The sequence below is a fragment of the Halolactibacillus alkaliphilus genome, from assembly GCF_900115465.1.
Classification (GTDB): Bacteria; Bacillota; Bacilli; order Bacillales; family Amphibacillaceae; genus Halolactibacillus; species Halolactibacillus alkaliphilus.
Genome location: NZ_FOWN01000001.1, coordinates 136950 through 156064, shown reverse-complemented (window position 1 = coordinate 156064; position 19115 = coordinate 136950). Strand labels below are relative to the sequence as shown.

The window sequence follows — 19115 nt, the reverse complement described above, 5'->3', positions numbered from 1 at the left end:
CTACCGTTACGCGTTCGTGCCCCACCCCCTTTAATAGCTGTCAAAATTATTCTTTAATAGAACCAATCATGACACCTTTAACAAAGTATTTTTGTAGGAATGGATAAACAACAATGATAGGTAAGGTCGACACAATCATGACCCCATATTTAATAATCGCCGCCAACTGTTGCTGACTATGAATAAACTCAGCCATTCCTCCGGTCATACTGACACTATTTGATGACATTTCTTGAAGCACTAAAATTTCTCTAAGCACTAACTGCAATGGATAGAGACTGCGGTCAGCTAAATAAATAAGTGCGTTAAAGTAGCTATTCCAGTGACCAACACCATAAAATAGCGCCATAACGGCAATGATTGGTGCGGATAATGGAATAATAATTTTGACGAACAGCTTAAAGTTTGATGCGCCATCAATCGTTGCCGCTTCTTCTAATCCTCTTGGAATCGTTGATTGGAAGAACACACGAGTAATAATAATGTTCCATAACGCAACGGCGTTCGGTAACACCATCGCCCAAACCGTATCAATCAGTCCTAAGTTCCTAACGACCAGATACGTTGGAATTAACCCACCATCAATAAACATCGTTAATACAAACATTAATGTGAAAAATCTTCGGCCATAAAAGTCTTTTCTAGATAAGGCGTACGCTGTCGGTAACGTAAAAATCAAGTTAATAAACGTACCAAAGACGGTATAAAAGATCGTCATCATATAGCCACGCCAAATGGCGTCGTTTTGTAAAATAATCCTGTATCCTTCAAATGTAATATCTTTTGGCCAAAGCCACATTTCACCTGAGTTTACCGCAGCTGGGTCACTGATCGATGCACTGATGATATAAATCAAAGGATATAAAACAATCAATAATGCAAAGGTCAAAGCGACATAGACAAAACCCATAAATACTTTATCTGCTTTTGTCTCATTAATTTTATTAAGATCCAAAACAATCCCTCCTTACCATAAACTTGTCTCACTCGTTTTCTTCGCAATATGGTTGACTGTAATCAGTAGAATCGCATTGATTACGGCATTAAATAAACCAATCGCGGCGGCGAAGCTGTACTGTGCATCTAATAGACCTGCCTCATACACAAAGGTTGCGATAACATTTGAAGCAGATTTATTGAGCGGATTTTGAAGGAGTAAAATCTTTTCAAAGCCCATCGCCATAATATTCCCGAGATTCATAATTAAAAGAATGGTCATCGTCGGTATGATGGTCGGAATATTGATATATAATATCCGTTGTAAGCGTGTCGCTCCATCAATAATGGCCGCTTCGTGTTGTTGCGGGTCAACCCCTGAAAGGGCAGATAAGTAAATGATCGTACCCCACCCTGTACTCTGCCAAACACCAGAGAAGACATAGACGGTTTTAAACCACTTCGGATCACTCATAAATGGAATAGGCTCAAATCCTAATAATTGAATGAAACTGTTAATGATACCTGTTGTCGGTGATAAAAAGGCAATAATCATCCCGGCTATAACAACAACAGAAATAAAGTGTGGTGCGTATGTCACGGTTTGCACCGTTCGTTTGTATGCGCTGTCTTTAACCTCATTTAATAATAAGGCCAAGATAATCGGTAACGGAAAACCAACGGCCAATTCATACACACTAATACCTAAAGTGTTTTTAATTAAATCCCAAAAGTAATAAGAGTTGAAAAAGCGGATAAAGTGATCAAAACCTACCCACTCGCTTCCTGCAAATCCTAATGAAGGAACGTAATCTTTAAAAGCAATTTGAATCCCGTACATCGGTATGTACTTAAAGATAATGAAGTAAAGCACAGTTGGTAGTATAAATAAGTATAGCTGCCAATTTTGAATAATCTTTCTGTTTTTCTTTTTTGTTCTCACACGTGGTATATCCTGGACATGGGATATAGGCGGCGCTTGTTGTTTCATGATTAAACCTCCTACTTATTTTTGGCTTGTTTTGCTACACCAAATGTAAGCGGATTCAATAATTGTTTCAATATGTCGAACTTATTTATTTGTGAATCACCATATGTCTTGTAAAGAACAATCGTTGATTTACCAAGGTTTTAACCTGAAAAAAGTATGTATTTATTTCTTAATATGTATTAATTGAAAGCCTTTACAACGCATGCTTTGACTATTTATTGTGTACCGAGACAAAATAAAAATCAAGTAGACAATAAAATCTATTTATTACATATTGCCTCTGTTATTCTTAACTTATAGAGTAAAGGTAAGCAAGTTAATTCGCTCAATTTAGGAGGCAAAAAGAACATGAACAAACTCATTGGTATTGATATTGGTGGAACCAAAGTAGCCATCGGTTTACTCAATATAAACGGCACACTTTTAGCTAGAAAGACAATCCCAACAGACCAGTCACTTTCACCTGAAGCCATGATTAAAGAAATCTATCAACAGACTGTCATATTAATGACAGAAAACAACACAAAAAAAGAACACCTTTTAGGTGTGGGTATCGGTGCACCCGGTCCCATTGATACTAAAACAGGGCAAATCACTTCGCCACCTAATCTTCCTACTTGGCGAAATATTCCGGTCGTTGAATTATTTAGACAGCATTTCCACTTACCTATTTACTTCGAAAATGATGCAAGTGCTGCAGCACTTGCAGAAAAATGGCTAGGTGCTGGTCGTGAGGAAAGTGATTTTGTGTATATGACGATAAGTACCGGCATTGGCGCGGGTATTTATTCTAACAATCAACTCTTAACCGGATCTAAAGGGAATGCAGGCGATATCGGGCATACGGTCTTTGATCCTAGCTTTGGTAAATGCGTATGCGGGCAATCTGGTTGTCTAGAACATATTGCCTCAGGAACAGCCATCGCAAGAGAGGGGAGTCGACTGACAGGGACATCGCTCTCAACACATGACGTTTTCTCTCTATATAAAGAAGGACACCCACAAATCACAGATTATTTAACAAATGTATTCACAACCTTAGGGGCTGCTTGTGTCACATTAATTAATACTTTTGAACCTAATAAAATAATCATTGGTGGTGGGGTATCAAATGTTGGCGACACTTTATTCCTTCCTATCCGAGACTATGTTAGCCAGTATGCGCTCAATCCCGCTAACCGCAACACGCCGATTGTGCCAGCTGAATTAAACCAAGATGCTGGTGTTATTGGAGCCGCTGCTCTTGTCTTAAGCAACAAATTACTTTTATAAGCGCGTTTTAGCAAAGAACAAACAGCTGACCTAAAAAACATAGGAGTGAAGAAAATGACACAATATAGCTTTCCGGATAACTTCTTATGGGGTGCTGCAACGTCAGCAACTCAAACAGAAGGATCCATTGCTCATGACGGAAAAAGTGATAACATTTGGGATTTTTGGTTTAAGCAATGCCCCAATAAGTTCCATGATGGCGTTGGACCTACAGTAACATCTGATTTTTATCAACAGTACCACAACGATATCCAATTAATGCGGAAGCTTAATTTTAACTCGTTTAGAACGTCTTTATCTTGGTCAAGACTAATGCCCGATGGGGAAAATATCAATCCACAAGCTGTTGATTTTTATAATGATGTAATTGATGACTTGTTACTAGCAGGAATTGAACCGATTATTAATCTGTTTCATTTTGATATGCCGATGCACTTACAAAATAAAGGCGGATGGGAAAACCCTTCCATTATAGAGGCGTTTAGTCACTATGCCCAAACAGCCTTTGAGCTATTTGGTGACCGGGTGAAACGTTTTACGACATTTAATGAACCGATTGTGCCTGTAGAAATGGGCTATTTAAATACGTATCATTATCCTGCCGTGGTTGATATGAAGCGAGCTGTTACTGTTGCTTATCATTCCATGCTTGCTAGTGCTAAAGCGATCGAAGCTTTTAAAGAACTAAATACCGACGGTGAGATTGGGATCATTCTAAATTTGACACCTTCTTATCCTAGAAGTGAGCGAAAAGAAGATCAGCAAGCTGCTCACATTGCTGATTTGTTTTATAATCGTAGTTTCCTCGATCCGTCTGTTTACGGCTATTATCCGAAAGACTTAATCGACTTATTAGACCAATATCAGCTGCTGCCTGAGAGAGTCGACGGGGATGAAGCACTACTTAAGGCTAATACTGTTGATTTTTTAGGAGTAAATTATTATCAACCGCGCCGAGTTAAACATAGAGACGAACCGATAGATGAAACAATACTAACACCCGAATCGTTTTTTAGTTACTATCAAGATCCCCAGCGTCGAATGAATCCTTATCGCGGATGGGAGATATATGAACGCGGATTATATGATATTGCGATGCGCATTAAGGCCGAATATAATAATATTCCTTGGTATGTATCCGAAAACGGCATGGGTGTATCAGCAGAAGAACGCTTTATGAATGATGAGGGTATGATTGAAGATGACTACCGTATTGAGTTTTATCAAGAGCACTTAAAGTGGCTACACTTAGCTATTGACGAGGGGGCAAATTGTTTTGGATTCCACACTTGGACGTTTATTGATAACTGGTCTTGGCTAAACGCTTATAAAAATCGTTATGGTTTTTATCGACTTGATTTAACTACACAAGAACGATCACTTAAGAAAAGCGGCCTGTGGTATAGTGACGTAGCAAAAAGAAATGGTTTTAGCTATGATGACTAACATTTTAGCCATTGATATTGGGGGTACACAGATAAAATACGGCCTTGTCGATCAGACAGGTTTAATCTCAGCCATGAATAAAACAGCGACACCCCTGGACTTCAAAGATTTTATTGCATGTATTAAAGACGTGTTCCGACAGTTTAGGGCCGCTTCTTTAACGGGCATCGCAATCAGCAGTCCCGGACTTCCTCAACCTGACGGAACCATTGGAGGGGAAAGTGCCGTACCTTATTTGCACCAACATAATATTAAACAGGTGATTGAAACTATCTTTCACTTGCCTGTTGTTATTGAAAATGATGCCAATTGTGCAGCGCTTGCTGAAGTATGGACAGGAAAAGCGAAAGATGTTGCCCACGCCGCTGTCTTAATTCTTGGCACCGGCATTGGGGGAGCATTGATCCAAAATAAACAACTTTTTAAAGGTGCTAACCAACATGCAGGTGACTTCGGTTATATGGTACTGCCTAATACAGAGAATAACGGCATTTCTGTCTTTAGTCGCCTCGCTTCCACTGGGTCAATTATTCGACGTGTTGCAAAACAAAAACAGATGTCGATCCATGATTGGACAGGCGAAGACGTTTTTATACAAGCTGAGCAGGGGGACCTTGTTTGCCAAGAGGCGATTCATCACTTTTACACCATGCTTAGTCTCGGTCTCTTTAATATTCAGTACGTTTACAACCCTGAGGTGATTCTTATTGGCGGGGGAATCAGTACACGATCAACATTGCTAGAGGAACTGCACACACATTTAAACAAGCTACAACAAGAAGTAGAAGAAACATTAACCCTACCTAAAGTAGCTATTTGCCACCATAAAAACCACGCCAATTTGATTGGTGCTGCTTATTGTTACTTACAAAATGAAGGTGAATTACACTAAAGAAAACAAGTGCCCACTATAACACGGGCACTTGTTTTCTTTTCAACTCACGTACTTTTTTATCTTTTATCGTGATGACTTTAGCCGATTTAATGCCATATGTCCACCCGAAATACCTTTAACCGTGAAATTTGTTCTAAACTATTTAGAGCGTTCCATGATCCGAAACGATTCTTGTGCATCCCTCGCAACCACAATAAGCGCCACACCTAAAACAAAGAAAAAAAACATGCCTAGAAATAACAGAGATGACATCGGATTTTGAGCCATCTTCTGTTGTATACGAAAAAGCGTTAAAAATACAAACAATGCAGAAACACCAAAACAGCAATACGCTAGCTTTCGTGTCCGTTCAAAATATCTCATACACCTTGCCTCCTTTTTCTAACGAGTCTATTCTAATCCTTCATTCACACTCAATTATATCATTCTTCTTTTCAAATAATAACCATATTCTCGCGCGGTATTTTCCAGCTAAACAAATATCTATTGACATAATGTTTTTATCTATGCTATATTACAAATCGTAACGATTACGATTAGTAATGATTACGATTTAAAAAAATGGAGGTTTTCTATATGAAAAAAAAGACAGTCTTGATTAGTTTTATTATTATAGCCTTTTTACTCGTACTAACAGCTTGTCAAAATAGCACAGAAGAGGAACAAGGAAATAATGACATTAACTTACACGACGTACCCGTTCAAGCATCAATTGACGGCTTAGCTCACCACTATCACACAGGTGATACCATTGAACTTGTTGTTCGCGCAGATGAGATTAATGATTACAGAGATTGGCATTGGTATACACGAGTAGATGACAAAGAGTGGCTAGAGGCTTCTGATCAATCGCATAATGTCTTTCATGCAGTTGCAGAAACAAATGGATTAGAAATCAAAGCCATTTTATTTGATGATGATCACCAACCACACCTCCAGTCTGATAGTGTAACAGTCATGATTGATGACCATGATGATGACCATCACCACGAACATGATCACAGTCATGCGCATGACGAATCATCAGAAGCAGTATACAATGGCTACTTCGAAGATACCGCCATTGAAGATCGTACGTTATTAGATTGGCAAGGCGATTGGCAGTCTGTTTACCCATACTTACTGGCGGGTGATTTGGATCCTGTCTTTGAAAAGAAAGCTGAGAAAGCTGACATGACGGCGGAAGAATATAAGGAATACTATACCACTGGTTATGAAACAGATGTTGAGCGCATCATGATTGAAGGCGACACATTTACTTTCTATACACAAGATACTGAAATGTCTGCTTCTTACACATATGACAGTTATGAAGTATTAACTTACGAAAAAGGAAACCGCGGGGTACGTTATATCTTTAAACGCACATCGGGCGATGAAGACATGCCACACTATATTCAGTTTAGTGATCATGCTATTGCTCCTCAAACAGCGCATCATTTCCACTTATATTGGGGTAATGACCGTGCACAGCTACTAGAAGAAGTAACGAATTGGCCAACCTTTTACCCATATCGTTTAGATGCTGATGGACTTGTTCACGACATGTTAGCGCATTAAGGATCAGAAGGTGGGATGGAGATGAAATACGTTCAACATATAATCATAGTTTTTAGCTTAGTAAGTTTAATACTTGTAGGATGTGCTGCACCTACCGCTAAAGATGAAAGAAGCACTAACTTAAAAGTAGTCGCCTCTTTTTATCCTATGTATGACTTTTCAAAACAGGTTGCCGGTGACCGTGCTGATGTTTCAATGTTGTTATCTACAAATCAAGATGCCCATGTCTATGAACCAAGTGCTAAGGATGTGGCCACTGTTTCAGAGGCAGATGTATTCGTATATAGTAGTGATGAGATGGAGTTTTGGGCGCAGCGACTGCTTGATGCTGTGGACTCAGATAATCTTATTCCTGCAAAAACATATGTGTTTAGTAAAGCAAGTGTTCATGAAGACTATGATCATGACATCGAGATATCAGATAAACAAACAGAAACGGCTTTATCACCAATTAAGATTGATGGCCTACAGGGACACTATCATACAGGGGACGTTGTAACACTTCAAGCTAGCTTGGAACAAAAGCCAGCTGGTACAACATGGTTGTGGTACAAGAAATCACCTACGTCAGAGGATTGGACGCTGATTGATCAGGCAAGTTCAGACGTTTTAGAGTATCGGACAGATGGTGAAACACTTGAAATTAAGGCGGTATTACATGACGAAGCATCTACTATCATAGAAGCGTCTGAAACTGTCTCTGTTTTGATTGATGACCATGAAGGAATTGACCCGCACGTTTGGCTTGACCCTATAAAAGCACAAGACCAAGTAAATGTAATCCGTGATACTTTTATTTTAGCGGACCCAGAAGGTGAAGCAATATACACTGAAAATGCTCGCGTTTATAACGAACAACTTCAACAACTACACGAAGCCTATGAAGCAGCTTTTCACGAAGCAGAAAATAGAATGTTTGTTGTTCAGCACCAAGCATTTGGCCATCTTGCAGAACGCTATCAACTGAAACAGCTTTCGATTGGTGGTCTATCAACTGAAGTAGAGCCAAGCCCTTCACGTATCGCAGAGATTAATACGTTAGTTAAGGCATTTGATGTACCGGTAATTTACTATCAAAATGGCGCAAATTCAGCTATTGCCCAAACTGTGGCAACGGAAACGAACACAGAAGTTGTTGCCTTATATGATTTTGAAACACTTCCTAATCACGTTAATGAAGAAGACCTAAGCTATTATCAACTTATGTTAGATAACTTAGACGCTCTGAAACAATCGATTCACTAACATGATGTGTTGTCCCTTATACAACAACTATGTATAAGGGGCTTTTCTCATGTTGTATAACGAAAGGAGCTTATTATGCCCTACATTAGTATTAAAGATCTTGCTTTTAAGTATGGAAGCGAAACGGTCCTTACGCATATTTCCTTTGATATTCACCCGGGAGATTTTGTCATTCTAACTGGTGAAAATGGCGCGGCTAAATCAACGCTTTTAAGAAATATCCTGGGCTTACTTAAACCGACAAATGGCCATGTTACCATCTCTAAACTAAATAACCAACAGCAACCTTTAACGATTGGCTATGTGCCGCAACAAGTTGCCTCATTCAATGTTGGGTTCCCAAGCACTGTGTATGAACTCGTCCAATCAGGTCGTTACCAAAACGGCCGATGGTTTAAGCGACTGAATCAAGAAGATAAAGAACATATCAAATCTGCTTTACTAGCCGTTGGTATGTGGGACATGCGTCATAAAAAAATTGGGGACTTATCCGGTGGACAAAAACAACGTATTTCTATTGCCCGGACATTTGTGACTGATGCCGATGTCTATATATTAGATGAGCCTACAACAGGGATGGATAAAGCTTCGCGAGAAGCATTTTATCAGCTACTTAAACATAGTTGCACACATCACGCGAAAGCCGTTCTTATGGTGACTCACGATTACAACGATCTTCAACAATATGCGACCCGACATGTGGCATTAACGAGAAAGGAGGGGACACCTTGGAGATGTTTTTCCATGGATTCATGCAAAGAGCTTTCTTAGCTTCTTTATCTATTTCAATTATCGCCCCAATTCTCGGACTCTTACTGATCTTAAGGCGACAATCTTTAATGGCTGATACACTGTCTCACGTATCTCTTGCGGGTGTTGCCCTCGGCTTATTACTCGGTGTAAATCCGACATGGACTAATATTTTTATCATCATGATTCTTGCGGTCATCTTAGAGTATTTACGTACAATTTATCGTAGCTACTCCGAACTTTCTGTCGCCCTCCTCATGTCAGCGGGTATGGCCATTGCTTTGTTTCTAATGAGTTTAGATCAAGCGAAAACTTCCGTTAATATTACACAATTTCTATTTGGATCAATTGTTACAATCAGCCAAGAACAGCTAATTTTATTAGTGGGGCTATCGGCTATTGTTGCATTATTATATGTTATCTTTAGGAAACCATTGTATGTACTCATGTTTGATGAAGACACAGCATTTACAGCTGGATTACCTATTAAACGTATCTCCATTTTATTTAACGCTTTAACTGGCGTAACGATTGCAGTCGCCATGCCAATTGTCGGTGCCTTACTTGTATCGGCCATCATTATCTTACCCGCTGCCATCGCTCTTAGAATCAGCGATTGTTTTAATGGTGTCATTCTTATTGGTATTTTCATTGCAATTAGCGGAATGAATAGTGGTTTGATTTTATCTTATCTCTACAGTACACCACCAGGTGCATCAATCACATTAGTGTTCATTGCTATTTTTGGTCTTACCTTAATAACTAAAACGTTCTTTACGCATTTTTTTAAAAAACCAACCAACGGCTAAATAAAAATACAAATAATAGAAAAGCCACATCAAATGACGTGGCTTTTCAAAAGCTTATTTACCCAGTTTAATTACCTAGTGTTTGTTGTTCTCTTCCTCCAAGAACTTATCAAGTGTAGTAAACTCTTCCTCTTCGCCAAACTCGGTCCCATAGTTTAGCTTTCTTTGATGACCCATCGGTGCTTTATCATGCCTACGTTCCTCATCCCAATCTCTAAATAGTAACGAGAAACAAACCAGACCACTTAGCCCAACTAAGCTATAGACAAGTCGTGCTAAGGGAGCACCTTGACCACCAAAGATGGCTGCAACTAAATCGAAAGAAAAGAAACCAATTAAACCCCAGTTAATTGCACCGATGATGACAAGTGTTAAAGCAAATTTTTCAAATGTTCTCACTGCCTAATACCTCCTTTTGATGAATAACTAAGAATAGTATGCACCAGTAAAAACAAACTCATACCTTATTTAATAAACACTAATTACAAAAGAACAAATCACTGATCAGATTACATCATAGTATCAATAAGGTATTCCGCTGTTAGCACACCAGACGTAAAGGCTGTTTCTAGTCGTGTATGTTTCCCCGAGTCATCGGCTGTTAAAAAGGCATCTCCAGCTAATACAAGTGGATGTGGGAGTGATAGACTAAGATAAGGTTGTCTTAAGAACTTAACAGCCTCCGCATAACGCCATTTTTTTAATTGGGACACTTCGATTGCTTGGTCCACAAAATAATGATTTGATTTTTTTACTATCTCAGCTAATACGACGTGAGGTTCTTCATTAAAATGTTGTTGACTCCATTCACCTGTCATATACACACTAAGAATATGTTCATGTGATATGCCTTTATCATAATGATCCACCATTCGGATTATTCCCTCTGGTAAGTTTTGATCTAAGTGTCCTAGCGTTGGTAACTTTGACGGTCTTGATAATTTAAATATACCGACGAGGCATGGAGAAAATTTAATCTGATGAAGTGTGTTTAAATCTTCTTGATTAATCGGTACATTCCCATTCACGAGCAATGCTTCAGCTTGGGGTGCTGGGACAGTGACGATAAGCTGTTCTGCTTGTATATCACCTTCCATTGTTGTTAAGAGGTACCCCGTTTCTGTTAATCGGATGCTCGTTACTTCTATATTTAACATCACCGGCAAGTCGCTTGCTAAACGTTTTGCTAATTTATTCATGCCATCAATACTCATATACCGTGGGTGATTTTTACCGAACCACCGCACCACACTTCCTTCACTTAACCATTGATTCACCTCAGATTGAAAGCGTCTCGTACGCGCAGTGAAAAATTGCGCCCCATGATCCGCTTTTCCTGCATCTATACGACGGGTTGCCATTCTTCCACCAACACTCCGACCTTTATCGATAATAAGGAAATCCGTCTGGCCCCTTTTTTTTAATGTTTGTCCTGCCATAATACCAGACATACCGGCACCAATAATTACAATGTTTGTTTTTAACATGCTTTACACTCCCTTTAGATTTTTAGATGAGTACTTTTATGTCTAGGATATCATTTAACAAGCGACTAACTCTTTTACAAATACCCGCGATGCTTTGGATATTAACCTTTCTATAATGATTTATTTGACACCCTAGTCTCATTTAAAATTTAAAAGGTGATAATATATCGCCTTAAAAGAAAGAACACCATCAAATATAGGAAGTCATACTCCTCATTTGATAGTGTTCTTTCATAATATAACGCATTTTAATTTTTCGTTGTTTTTTTATTCAACAATCTTTTCATTGAAGCGGTTTGGTAGCTTATATGATTTGCTTAGTTCAATTCTGGCCAATATGATTTATTCTCTTCAATAAGTGCATTTAGCACTGAGCGTGCAACATTAACACTTGGTATCGTCTTATTTAAACTAAATGATTGTAAAGCTTTCTCATAACTATTTTCAATATATGCCTCAACAATTAACTTCTCGGAATTTAACTGTTGCATCATCAGCCCTTGATAGAATAAAGGAATCGGTTCTTGCGTTATAACTTCTGGTCCATTTTCACCGATATATGCTGGCACCTCTACCATAGCATCATACGGCATATTTGGTATAGCCCCTTTGTTTTCCGTGATAACTAAAAATCTTGACTTAGTATCATTTAAAAGCGCAACAGCTAAATCACTGATCCAATCGCCATGCGAACCTGCATGAAACGAAGCCTCATCCACTTCACCTGTTGCTAGATATTTATCCACACCCTCAAATAGCGCTTTTTCGCGCGTATTCATGACCTCATTCGCTCTTGTCAGATCAGGGTTCTGATGTTCTACGGTTTCCTTCTGCAATAAATAATACGTCAAGTACGTATTAGGTAAATAATCTGGGAAGGCTTGTAACATTGTATAGACTGATTCCCATACATGTATCCAACTACTAACAGCATGACGGTCACCTGTCGCTCTATTCTCTTTTAACCGTTCAATATATTGAGGTGGTAATAATATTTTGTGTTCATTTACGTAATGTTTAATTTCTTCTAGTAAATCACGTTCACGGTAAGTGATTGACGTAAACCAACCAAAATGATTTAACCCAAAATAGTCGTACTTAATTTCTGAAGTATCAGCAATATTCAATGAACCTGCAATCATATCAATAATTGCGATTGGCATGTCACATACATTTATGATTCTTGCATTTGGTCGCATCTTTCTACATGCCTCAGATACAATGGCTGCTGGGTTAGAATAGTTTAAAATCCAATGGTCTTCTAAAGCATATTTCTCTACTTGATCTATCAGTTCAATCATCGGTCCAATCGTTCGAAGTCCGTATGCAAGCCCACCGGGCCCACACGTTTCTTGACCAACACAACCGAAACTTAATGGGGTTTTTTCATCTTTTTCTCTCATTTTATAGCCACCAACACGCATCTGAGCAAAGATAAACTTAGCGTCTGTAAAAGCTTCTTCAGCATCGGTTGTTACAGTTAATATTACATCACTTTTCAATTGTTCTCTTAAAATCCATTCAACGATAACGGCTACTTTCTTCTGTCGCTCTTCATTAATATCATAAAGAACAACCTCTCTTAAATTTAATTCTTCACTTCTCTCAACAATAGATTTTACAATTCCTGGCGTGAATGTACTTCCTCCACCAACTAAACATATTTTATTTTTTTTCATCACGTCTCACCTCTTTAATTAATTTAATGCGTTTTTTACTTTCTCCGCTATTTCTCCAACACCTAATCCAAATATAATTTGAATATCTTTATCCTTTACGACTATGCCACTATTCTCAACTTCATTTATTTTTTCCTTAGTAACTTTATCAACATCCTTAATATTTACTCTTAATCTTGTGAAGCAATTATCCACTGAATTAATATTGTCTTTCCCACCTAAACCATTGATAATAGTAAGGATTTTCTTATCTCCTATTGATCCTTCCACTTTTGCCTCTGAATCACTAACAGTATTGGGGCTATTTTCTTTGCTCTCTATTTTTTTATCTTCTCTACCCGGTGTTTTTAAATTGAACTTCTTAATTAAGAAACTAAATAGGAAGTAATATAACATGATTTGACCAACACCTAAAGCTATTAATAATGGCCATTTTGTCATTTCAGGCCCTAATGCAATATTTAAGATGATACTGCTTAACCCATTCGTTGCTGCTCGAATATTTAGGACATTTAAGATAACCATAAATGATCCGGCAATAACAGCATGAACTAAAAACAATAGCGGTGCAGCAAATACAAACAGGAAATCAATAGGTTCCGTAATTGACACTAAAAATGCTGTAATAACTAATGGTATCAACATACCTTTAACTTTATTCTTATTCTCTGGCTTCGCTGTTTTAATAAATGCTGCGGCAATACCAATGTAGCCGAATGTTTTAGTAAAGGCTATTTGCATCCAGCGAATAGTATCTGAAAACTCTGTAATGGCAGGGTTACTCATTTCAGCCATAAATATTGGATAAGCACCAGAAATCGTTTCTCCCCCCATTTGAATCGATCCGCCTAAAGCCGAAAATTGAAACGGTGTATATATTAAGTGATGAAGTCCTGTAGGAATTAAGATCCTTTCCGAAAAACCATATAAAAACAAACCAAAATTACCTGTATCAGAAATAACACTTGTTAAACTTTCAATAACATGCTGAATAGGAGGCCATACAAGTACAGTAATGAAACCCACGGCTATTGATACAAAAGCCATCCAGACCATTGACCACCTTGTACCACTCCACATTTGAAGCCACGTTTTTTTAAACGACTTATCTGATGTTTTATTAAAAATGTAACCGACGATAAAGCCTAAAATAATCCCACTAAATACCCCTGTATCTAACACTTGCATGCCTAAGACAGTATTTTGTCCCGTCCCAAAAAGGCCAAGCATAGGATCTTTTTCTGCTAACTCACCGAAAGATTGTAATGTTACATTGTTAGCAGTTAAATAAATCATGTAAGAAATAAACGCAATAATAACGGCATGATGCTTATCTTTTTTAGCAAGCGCACCTGCAATTCCTATTGTAAATAAAGCTGCCAAGTTATTTATAATTGACATCATTCCGGCATAAATTAGATTACCTAATAACTGAATAGGCCCCCAACTTAAGAAAGGTAAAAGACCCTTCACTGCGTCATTAGTTATTAACACCCCAAAAACCATAATAATACCGACAACTGACAAGTACATTAACGGTTGAACCATTGTTTTTGATACTTTTTCTAAACCACCATAAATTTTAGCTTTCATCTTTTTCAACTCCGATCATTTTTTATGAATTTTGTTATATGGATCAAAACGTAAACAATCTCGCCTTTATCCAACTGAATATTGTATGAGTCTTCCGCGTACTTAAGAAACTTCGGTGCGAATTCTCTATGTTTTTCATTGCTCTGAATTAAATAATTAAATAAGTCTTCAACATCTTTTCTTCCTTCTACTTTATTTAAAAACATTCTTTGCGCTAAAAACTTTAAATGTGTCACTAAACGATTCTTATCGAATAAATCATGATCAATTTTTATTTCATAAAACCCTTCAATCAGGGCAATGGTTCCACTAACAAACTTCAATAAATCTACAGTGCTTTGAGTATTATGATTCATCATCGCATTTAATATATGAAGCGTTATATACCCCGCTTCATCTTGACCCAGGTTTATATTCAGTTTTCTATGAATATAACTAACAGCCCATTCGCCAATTTCATATTCTTTAGGGTAAAATGACTGAATCTCATGTAACATGAGGTTAGGGAGTGTAATGCCGCTCATGTGTCGCTCAATCGCAAAGCTAATATGTTCTGTGAGCGCCATTATGCCTACAGTTGTTTTTTCATAACCTAGTTTTTCTGCTTCTGAAATAACTCGATCCGCAATATATAGATGTTCTTCTTCGGTTGAGTTTAATATATTTAAAAATCGATTCTGTAGCTCAGACTGTACATAATATACTTTTTCAACATGGTGTGGATCTATTTGATCCCCTTGTTTTTTCTTAAACCCTAGTCCCGGACCTATTACGACTGCTTCCGTTTTATGACCATTTTCTTTTTCGAATTCTACAACGACAGCATTATTATTAAACACACGTAAAACAATCATCTTCACACCTTCTTTCTAATAAATTCAGACACATCACTTTCTCCTTCCTCAACCATACCTTGTGATAATATTTTTGATAGCGTGTGGCCATTTGTTTCTGTCACAATTAATAACACCGTCGTATCTACCCCTTCCTTAACCATCGTCTCATTATCAAACGTCACTAATAAATCACCTTCATCCACATGTTCCACACCCTCTTTCAACTCAACATTAAACCCCTCTCCTTCTCTTTTTACTGTATCGATACCAATATGGATAATGACTTGGATACCATCTTCAGACTCTAACCCTATCGCATGCTTTGTGTTTGCCACCATAAGCACTTTTCCACTAAATGGCGCCCTGACCGAACCTTTACTAGGTATAATAGCAACCCCCTCACCAAGAGCTTTTGATGCAAAGGTTTTATCACCTACATCCTCAATTGATATTAACCTCCCGCTTACCGGACTTTTTATTTTTATCACTCGATTTTCTTTTTTAAATAATTTACTTATCATTCTAACCACTCCTAAAAATAATTTAGACAACAAAAAAGACGCAAGTCAGGTAAAGAAAACTTTACTCTGACTCGCGCCTAATTTAATAGTCACACGTTTAATTTAAATTGATTGTAACTGACCACCCACAAAAATGCAACCCCTTTCATATTTTTTTTGCATATGTGCTTTGAAAAATATAAGTTAAACCTTTCTATCCTTGTTTAAAATATACGCCTCTAGTCTTAGTCAAAGATAACTCCAGAGCCCATTATCTAAAATCACTTCTTTCGATAAACTTGAACTATAGAAAGGAGGCGTACATGATGCGTACATTAATTTTACTTGTAATGGCCTTTATATTTGGTGCGATCGTTTTATCCATGCTCGGCCCTTTAATTGCTTTTGTTCTAACGATTGGACTCCTTTATTACGGCGTACGACGTTTTCTTTTGGCAGATAACGCGTTAGAAAAGATTGGTTTTGGGATTGTGGCTCTTATCGGCTTATCTCTTTCCTTATCTAACAGTCCCGCACTCATTGGACTTGGCGCTGTTGTGTTATTATACATGACCCTGAAAGCTTCACAAAAGACCAAAACAAAAACTAAAAACTATGATTGGCAAACAGAATATTAAATGAAAAAGGAGCGATTCACATGACAAACATTTTTACTCGTATCAAGGATACCGTTGTCGCTGATATCAATCAATTATTAGACCAAAAAGAAGAAAAGCACCCTATGACCCATCTCAATCAGTATATTCGAAAATGCGAAGATGAAGTTAAGAAATTAAAAGGATTAATTGAGAAGCAGTACCTTATTCAACAAGAATATAAAAAAGAGTGGCAAAGAGCTGTACAGATGGTAGAGAAGCGCAACCAACAAATCATGCTTGCAGAGGCTCATGACCGTATCGACTTAAAAGAAGAGGCAGAAGAAGATGTGAAGAATTACCAATCTCGTGCCCATCAACTAAAAGAGATGTATGATAAAACGTCAGCACAAATTGCAGATGTTGAAATAAAGTATGAAACTATGCAACATCAGTTAAAGAACCTCTATGTTAAACGCTTGGAGTTACGCGGTAGAGAAAACCTTGCACGGGTGCATCAAGGAATAAATCACGTTTTAAACCCTGAAAAAATTGAAGAGAGTCAAGTAACATTTGACGATGTAGAAGCCTATATTGAGCGATTAGAAAACAAATTATATCATCAACACCGTTTGCACACGCTAGATGCTCGGTTCGCTGAATTAGAAAAAAATGATTCATTTCCTCAATAAGTTCGGTTATCCTTATAAGTAGTAGGGTGCCTAGTATGGGCACCTCATGCTACTTATTGTTGATGAAAAGGGGATCGTCATGTTTAAAAACAACAAAGACCACATGCTACCATACGTCATACTGGCACTTATTTTATTTTTCTTATTTGAACTTATCTTTATCCAAACGAGCACATTTATTTGGTTAATGATAAGTACTGTTATCACATATATTGCCTGGCAACATAGTTATCGATCTGAAGGAAAAGTCGCCTTTTGGATTGGAATCGGAATGGTTGGCGTGACACTTATCAACACTTCCCTCTTTAAGTTTGGACTATTTGTCGTCTTATCCATATGGATTATCCGTACTTATCATCAAAAGCAGCATGTTACTTATCACCAACCGCAATTTCCAGATTCATCTCACTTAAAACATGAAACAGTTTTACTTGTAAATAAGTGGTTTGGGAAACAAACCACACCTAAGACGGGATATCGTTTTCAAGATATCAATATTCAAACGGCGATCGGCGAAACCGTTATTGATTTAACCGCAACAATCTTACCAAAGGGCGAGCCAATAGTAACTGTCAATCAGTGGATAGGAAAAATAGTGATTATCGTTCCTTATGATGTTGAAGTTAACCTCCATCATTCCGTTCTCGCAGGATCAATCAATCTCCTCGGTTATCAGGATGCCAGAATGACCAATCGTACACTTCATGTAGTGACACAGGACTACCATACAGCTACTAGAAGGATAAAGTTACATACCACCTTGTGGTTTGGAGAGATTGAGGTGAGACGCGGATGATCCTCTATCTATTACGCACCGTAACCAAAGCCATTGCCGGTTCATTATTTTTTGCGGCTATATTAACTGGTTTATTTTTACTTCATATACCTGTAGATGAATGGGAATTATTCACTAGCCCTTTCTTTCATACCATGCCATTTTTGGTTCTACTCATCGGTGTGTCTATTGGATTTGGGTTGATTAAAGGCTTGTTAGATAGCTTTAGACATCAAGCAGAATGGCAAGGTCTAGCTCAAGCGTTAACCGATCTAGAGAATGGTCAAACCCCGCACTATAGATCCTCTAGTAAAAATAGAGCATACGTCAAGCAAATAATGGGGTCACTCACGCATATTCATCAACAGCTAAAAGAACAAACGAAAAGAGCCCAAGATTTAATTAGTCAGCGCGTTGAAGACCAAGAAGAAGCAATTGAAAAACGCATTACAGCCGAACGCAATCGATTAGCTCGTGAGCTACATGACTCGGTAAGTCAAGAACTATTCGCAGCTTCAATGCTCGTCTCGGCTATCAATGAAATGCCGGATACGGATGATTCGACGATTCAAAAACCGATTCAACAAGTTGAACAGATGATACAACAAGCCCAACTTGAAATGCGGGCGCTGCTTCTCCACTTACGCCCTGTGGCGCTAAAAGATCATAGCTTAAAAGAAGGCGTAGAGTCCCTACTAAAAGACCTTTCTGAAAAAGTACCTGTCACTGTTCAGTGGCGCATTGAGGATGTAGATGTTAAAAGAGGGATTGAAGATCATTTATTTAGAATTTTACAAGAGTCTGTATCTAACACATTACGCCATGCGAAAGCGACAACACTTGATATTATGCTCATCGAACGAGAGGGGCAAGTCATTTTAACAGTGGTTGACGATGGGATTGGATTTGAAGTATCAGACCAATCACTTAGCTCATACGGCTTAAGCAATATGCATGAGCGAACAGCAGAAATTGGCGGTACCCTAAGGATTATCAGTGTTCCTGGTGAAGGAACGAAGCTTGATGTCAAGGTACCGATTATTAAGGAGTAGG

The 19115-nt window shown here is 38.1% G+C and carries 20 protein-coding genes; 11 read left to right on the top strand and 9 right to left on the bottom strand.

What is annotated here, in order from left to right; all coding sequences use genetic code 11:
• Window positions 1–46: 46 nt before the first annotated feature.
• Together BM163_RS00670 and BM163_RS00665 are read right to left on the bottom strand one after the other, a co-directional pair.
• Window positions 47–910 carry a carbohydrate ABC transporter permease gene (locus tag BM163_RS00670; RefSeq protein ID WP_089799335.1) on the bottom strand — a complete coding sequence of 288 codons (864 nt, stop codon included), beginning with the start codon at window positions 908–910 and terminating at the stop codon, window positions 47–49.
• Between the two features lie 57 nt (window positions 911–967).
• Entirely contained in the window at window positions 968–1927 is a 960-nt protein-coding gene (locus BM163_RS00665; RefSeq protein WP_089799162.1) for an ABC transporter permease, read from the bottom strand.
• Window positions 1928–2275: 348 nt separating this feature from the next.
• On the opposite strand from BM163_RS00665, the gene BM163_RS00660 reads away from it, so the two are divergent.
• Genes BM163_RS00660 through BM163_RS00650 form a run of 3 tightly spaced genes read left to right on the top strand, consistent with a single transcriptional unit; the run spans window position 2276 to window position 5537 of the window.
• On the top strand, window positions 2276–3199 hold the full coding sequence (locus BM163_RS00660) for an ROK family protein (protein WP_089799160.1): 924 nt from the start codon (window positions 2276–2278) through the stop codon (window positions 3197–3199).
• 54 nt (window positions 3200–3253) lie between these two features.
• Complete coding sequence (gene gmuD, locus BM163_RS00655; RefSeq protein ID WP_089799157.1) at window positions 3254–4645, top strand: 6-phospho-beta-glucosidase GmuD; 1392 nt, start codon at window positions 3254–3256, stop codon at window positions 4643–4645.
• Window positions 4635–5537 (top strand): ROK family protein, encoded by a 903-nt coding sequence (locus BM163_RS00650; RefSeq protein ID WP_170243596.1) that lies wholly within the window; start codon window positions 4635–4637, stop codon window positions 5535–5537. The genes gmuD and BM163_RS00650 overlap by 11 nt, the downstream gene beginning before the upstream one ends.
• A gap of 141 nt (window positions 5538–5678) precedes the next feature.
• On the opposite strand, the gene BM163_RS00645 is transcribed toward BM163_RS00650, so the two are convergent.
• Window positions 5679–5903, bottom strand: coding sequence for a hypothetical protein (locus BM163_RS00645; protein ID WP_089799152.1), 225 nt, complete (start codon window positions 5901–5903; stop codon window positions 5679–5681).
• A 213-nt stretch (window positions 5904–6116) separates the two neighbouring features.
• On the opposite strand from BM163_RS00645, the gene BM163_RS00640 reads away from it, so the two are divergent.
• The 4 genes from BM163_RS00640 to BM163_RS00625 all read left to right on the top strand — a co-directional run bounded on the left by BM163_RS00640 (window position 6117) and on the right by BM163_RS00625 (window position 9904).
• Window positions 6117–7100, top strand: a complete 984-nt coding sequence (locus tag BM163_RS00640; RefSeq protein ID WP_089799150.1) for a metal-binding protein ZinT — start codon at window positions 6117–6119, stop codon at window positions 7098–7100.
• Window positions 7101–7121: 21 nt separating this feature from the next.
• Complete coding sequence (locus tag BM163_RS00635) at window positions 7122–8345, top strand: metal ABC transporter solute-binding protein, Zn/Mn family (RefSeq protein ID WP_089799148.1); 1224 nt, start codon at window positions 7122–7124, stop codon at window positions 8343–8345.
• A 75-nt stretch (window positions 8346–8420) separates the two neighbouring features.
• Entirely contained in the window at window positions 8421–9116 is a 696-nt protein-coding gene (locus BM163_RS00630; protein WP_089799146.1) for a metal ABC transporter ATP-binding protein, read from the top strand.
• The gene (locus BM163_RS00625) at window positions 9074–9904 is read left to right on the top strand and encodes an iron chelate uptake ABC transporter family permease subunit (RefSeq protein WP_089799144.1); all 831 of its coding nucleotides are present in this window, start codon (window positions 9074–9076) and stop codon (window positions 9902–9904) included. The genes BM163_RS00630 and BM163_RS00625 overlap by 43 nt, the downstream gene beginning before the upstream one ends.
• Window positions 9905–9979: 75 nt before the next feature.
• Here BM163_RS00625 and BM163_RS00620 read toward each other — a convergent pair whose 3' ends face one another.
• From BM163_RS00620 to BM163_RS00595, 6 genes are all read right to left on the bottom strand, one after another.
• Window positions 9980–10303: a DUF378 domain-containing protein gene (locus BM163_RS00620; protein WP_089799142.1), complete on the bottom strand. Its 324-nt coding sequence runs from the start codon at window positions 10301–10303 to the stop codon at window positions 9980–9982.
• A 110-nt stretch (window positions 10304–10413) separates the two neighbouring features.
• A complete protein-coding gene (locus BM163_RS00615) occupies window positions 10414–11391 on the bottom strand; it encodes an NAD(P)/FAD-dependent oxidoreductase (protein WP_089799140.1) in 978 nt (325 codons plus the stop codon).
• A 317-nt stretch (window positions 11392–11708) separates the two neighbouring features.
• Complete coding sequence (locus BM163_RS00610; RefSeq protein WP_089799138.1) at window positions 11709–13070, bottom strand: 6-phospho-alpha-glucosidase; 1362 nt, start codon at window positions 13068–13070, stop codon at window positions 11709–11711.
• Window positions 13071–13088: 18 nt separating this feature from the next.
• Window positions 13089–14663, bottom strand: a complete 1575-nt coding sequence (locus BM163_RS00605; protein WP_089799136.1) for a PTS transporter subunit EIIC — start codon at window positions 14661–14663, stop codon at window positions 13089–13091.
• A 5-nt stretch (window positions 14664–14668) separates the two neighbouring features.
• Window positions 14669–15517 (bottom strand): PRD domain-containing protein, encoded by an 849-nt coding sequence (locus BM163_RS00600; RefSeq protein ID WP_089799134.1) that lies wholly within the window; start codon window positions 15515–15517, stop codon window positions 14669–14671.
• Window positions 15518–15519: 2 nt separating this feature from the next.
• The gene (locus tag BM163_RS00595) at window positions 15520–16020 is read right to left on the bottom strand and encodes a PTS sugar transporter subunit IIA (RefSeq protein WP_089799132.1); all 501 of its coding nucleotides are present in this window, start codon (window positions 16018–16020) and stop codon (window positions 15520–15522) included.
• A 305-nt stretch (window positions 16021–16325) separates the two neighbouring features.
• Here BM163_RS00595 and BM163_RS00590 point away from each other — a divergent pair, with 305 nt between their 5' ends.
• The 4 genes from BM163_RS00590 to BM163_RS00575 all read left to right on the top strand — a co-directional run bounded on the left by BM163_RS00590 (window position 16326) and on the right by BM163_RS00575 (window position 19114).
• The gene (locus BM163_RS00590; protein WP_089799131.1) at window positions 16326–16637 is read left to right on the top strand and encodes a lmo0954 family membrane protein; all 312 of its coding nucleotides are present in this window, start codon (window positions 16326–16328) and stop codon (window positions 16635–16637) included.
• A gap of 20 nt (window positions 16638–16657) precedes the next feature.
• Complete coding sequence (locus tag BM163_RS00585) at window positions 16658–17287, top strand: PspA/IM30 family protein (RefSeq protein WP_089799128.1); 630 nt, start codon at window positions 16658–16660, stop codon at window positions 17285–17287.
• 79 nt (window positions 17288–17366) lie between these two features.
• Window positions 17367–18083, top strand: a complete 717-nt coding sequence (gene liaF, locus BM163_RS00580) for a cell wall-active antibiotics response protein LiaF (protein ID WP_170243595.1) — start codon at window positions 17367–17369, stop codon at window positions 18081–18083.
• The gene (locus BM163_RS00575; RefSeq protein ID WP_089799124.1) at window positions 18080–19114 is read left to right on the top strand and encodes a sensor histidine kinase; all 1035 of its coding nucleotides are present in this window, start codon (window positions 18080–18082) and stop codon (window positions 19112–19114) included. Before liaF ends, BM163_RS00575 begins: the two co-directional genes overlap by 4 nt.
• Window position 19115: the final 1 nt, after the last annotated feature.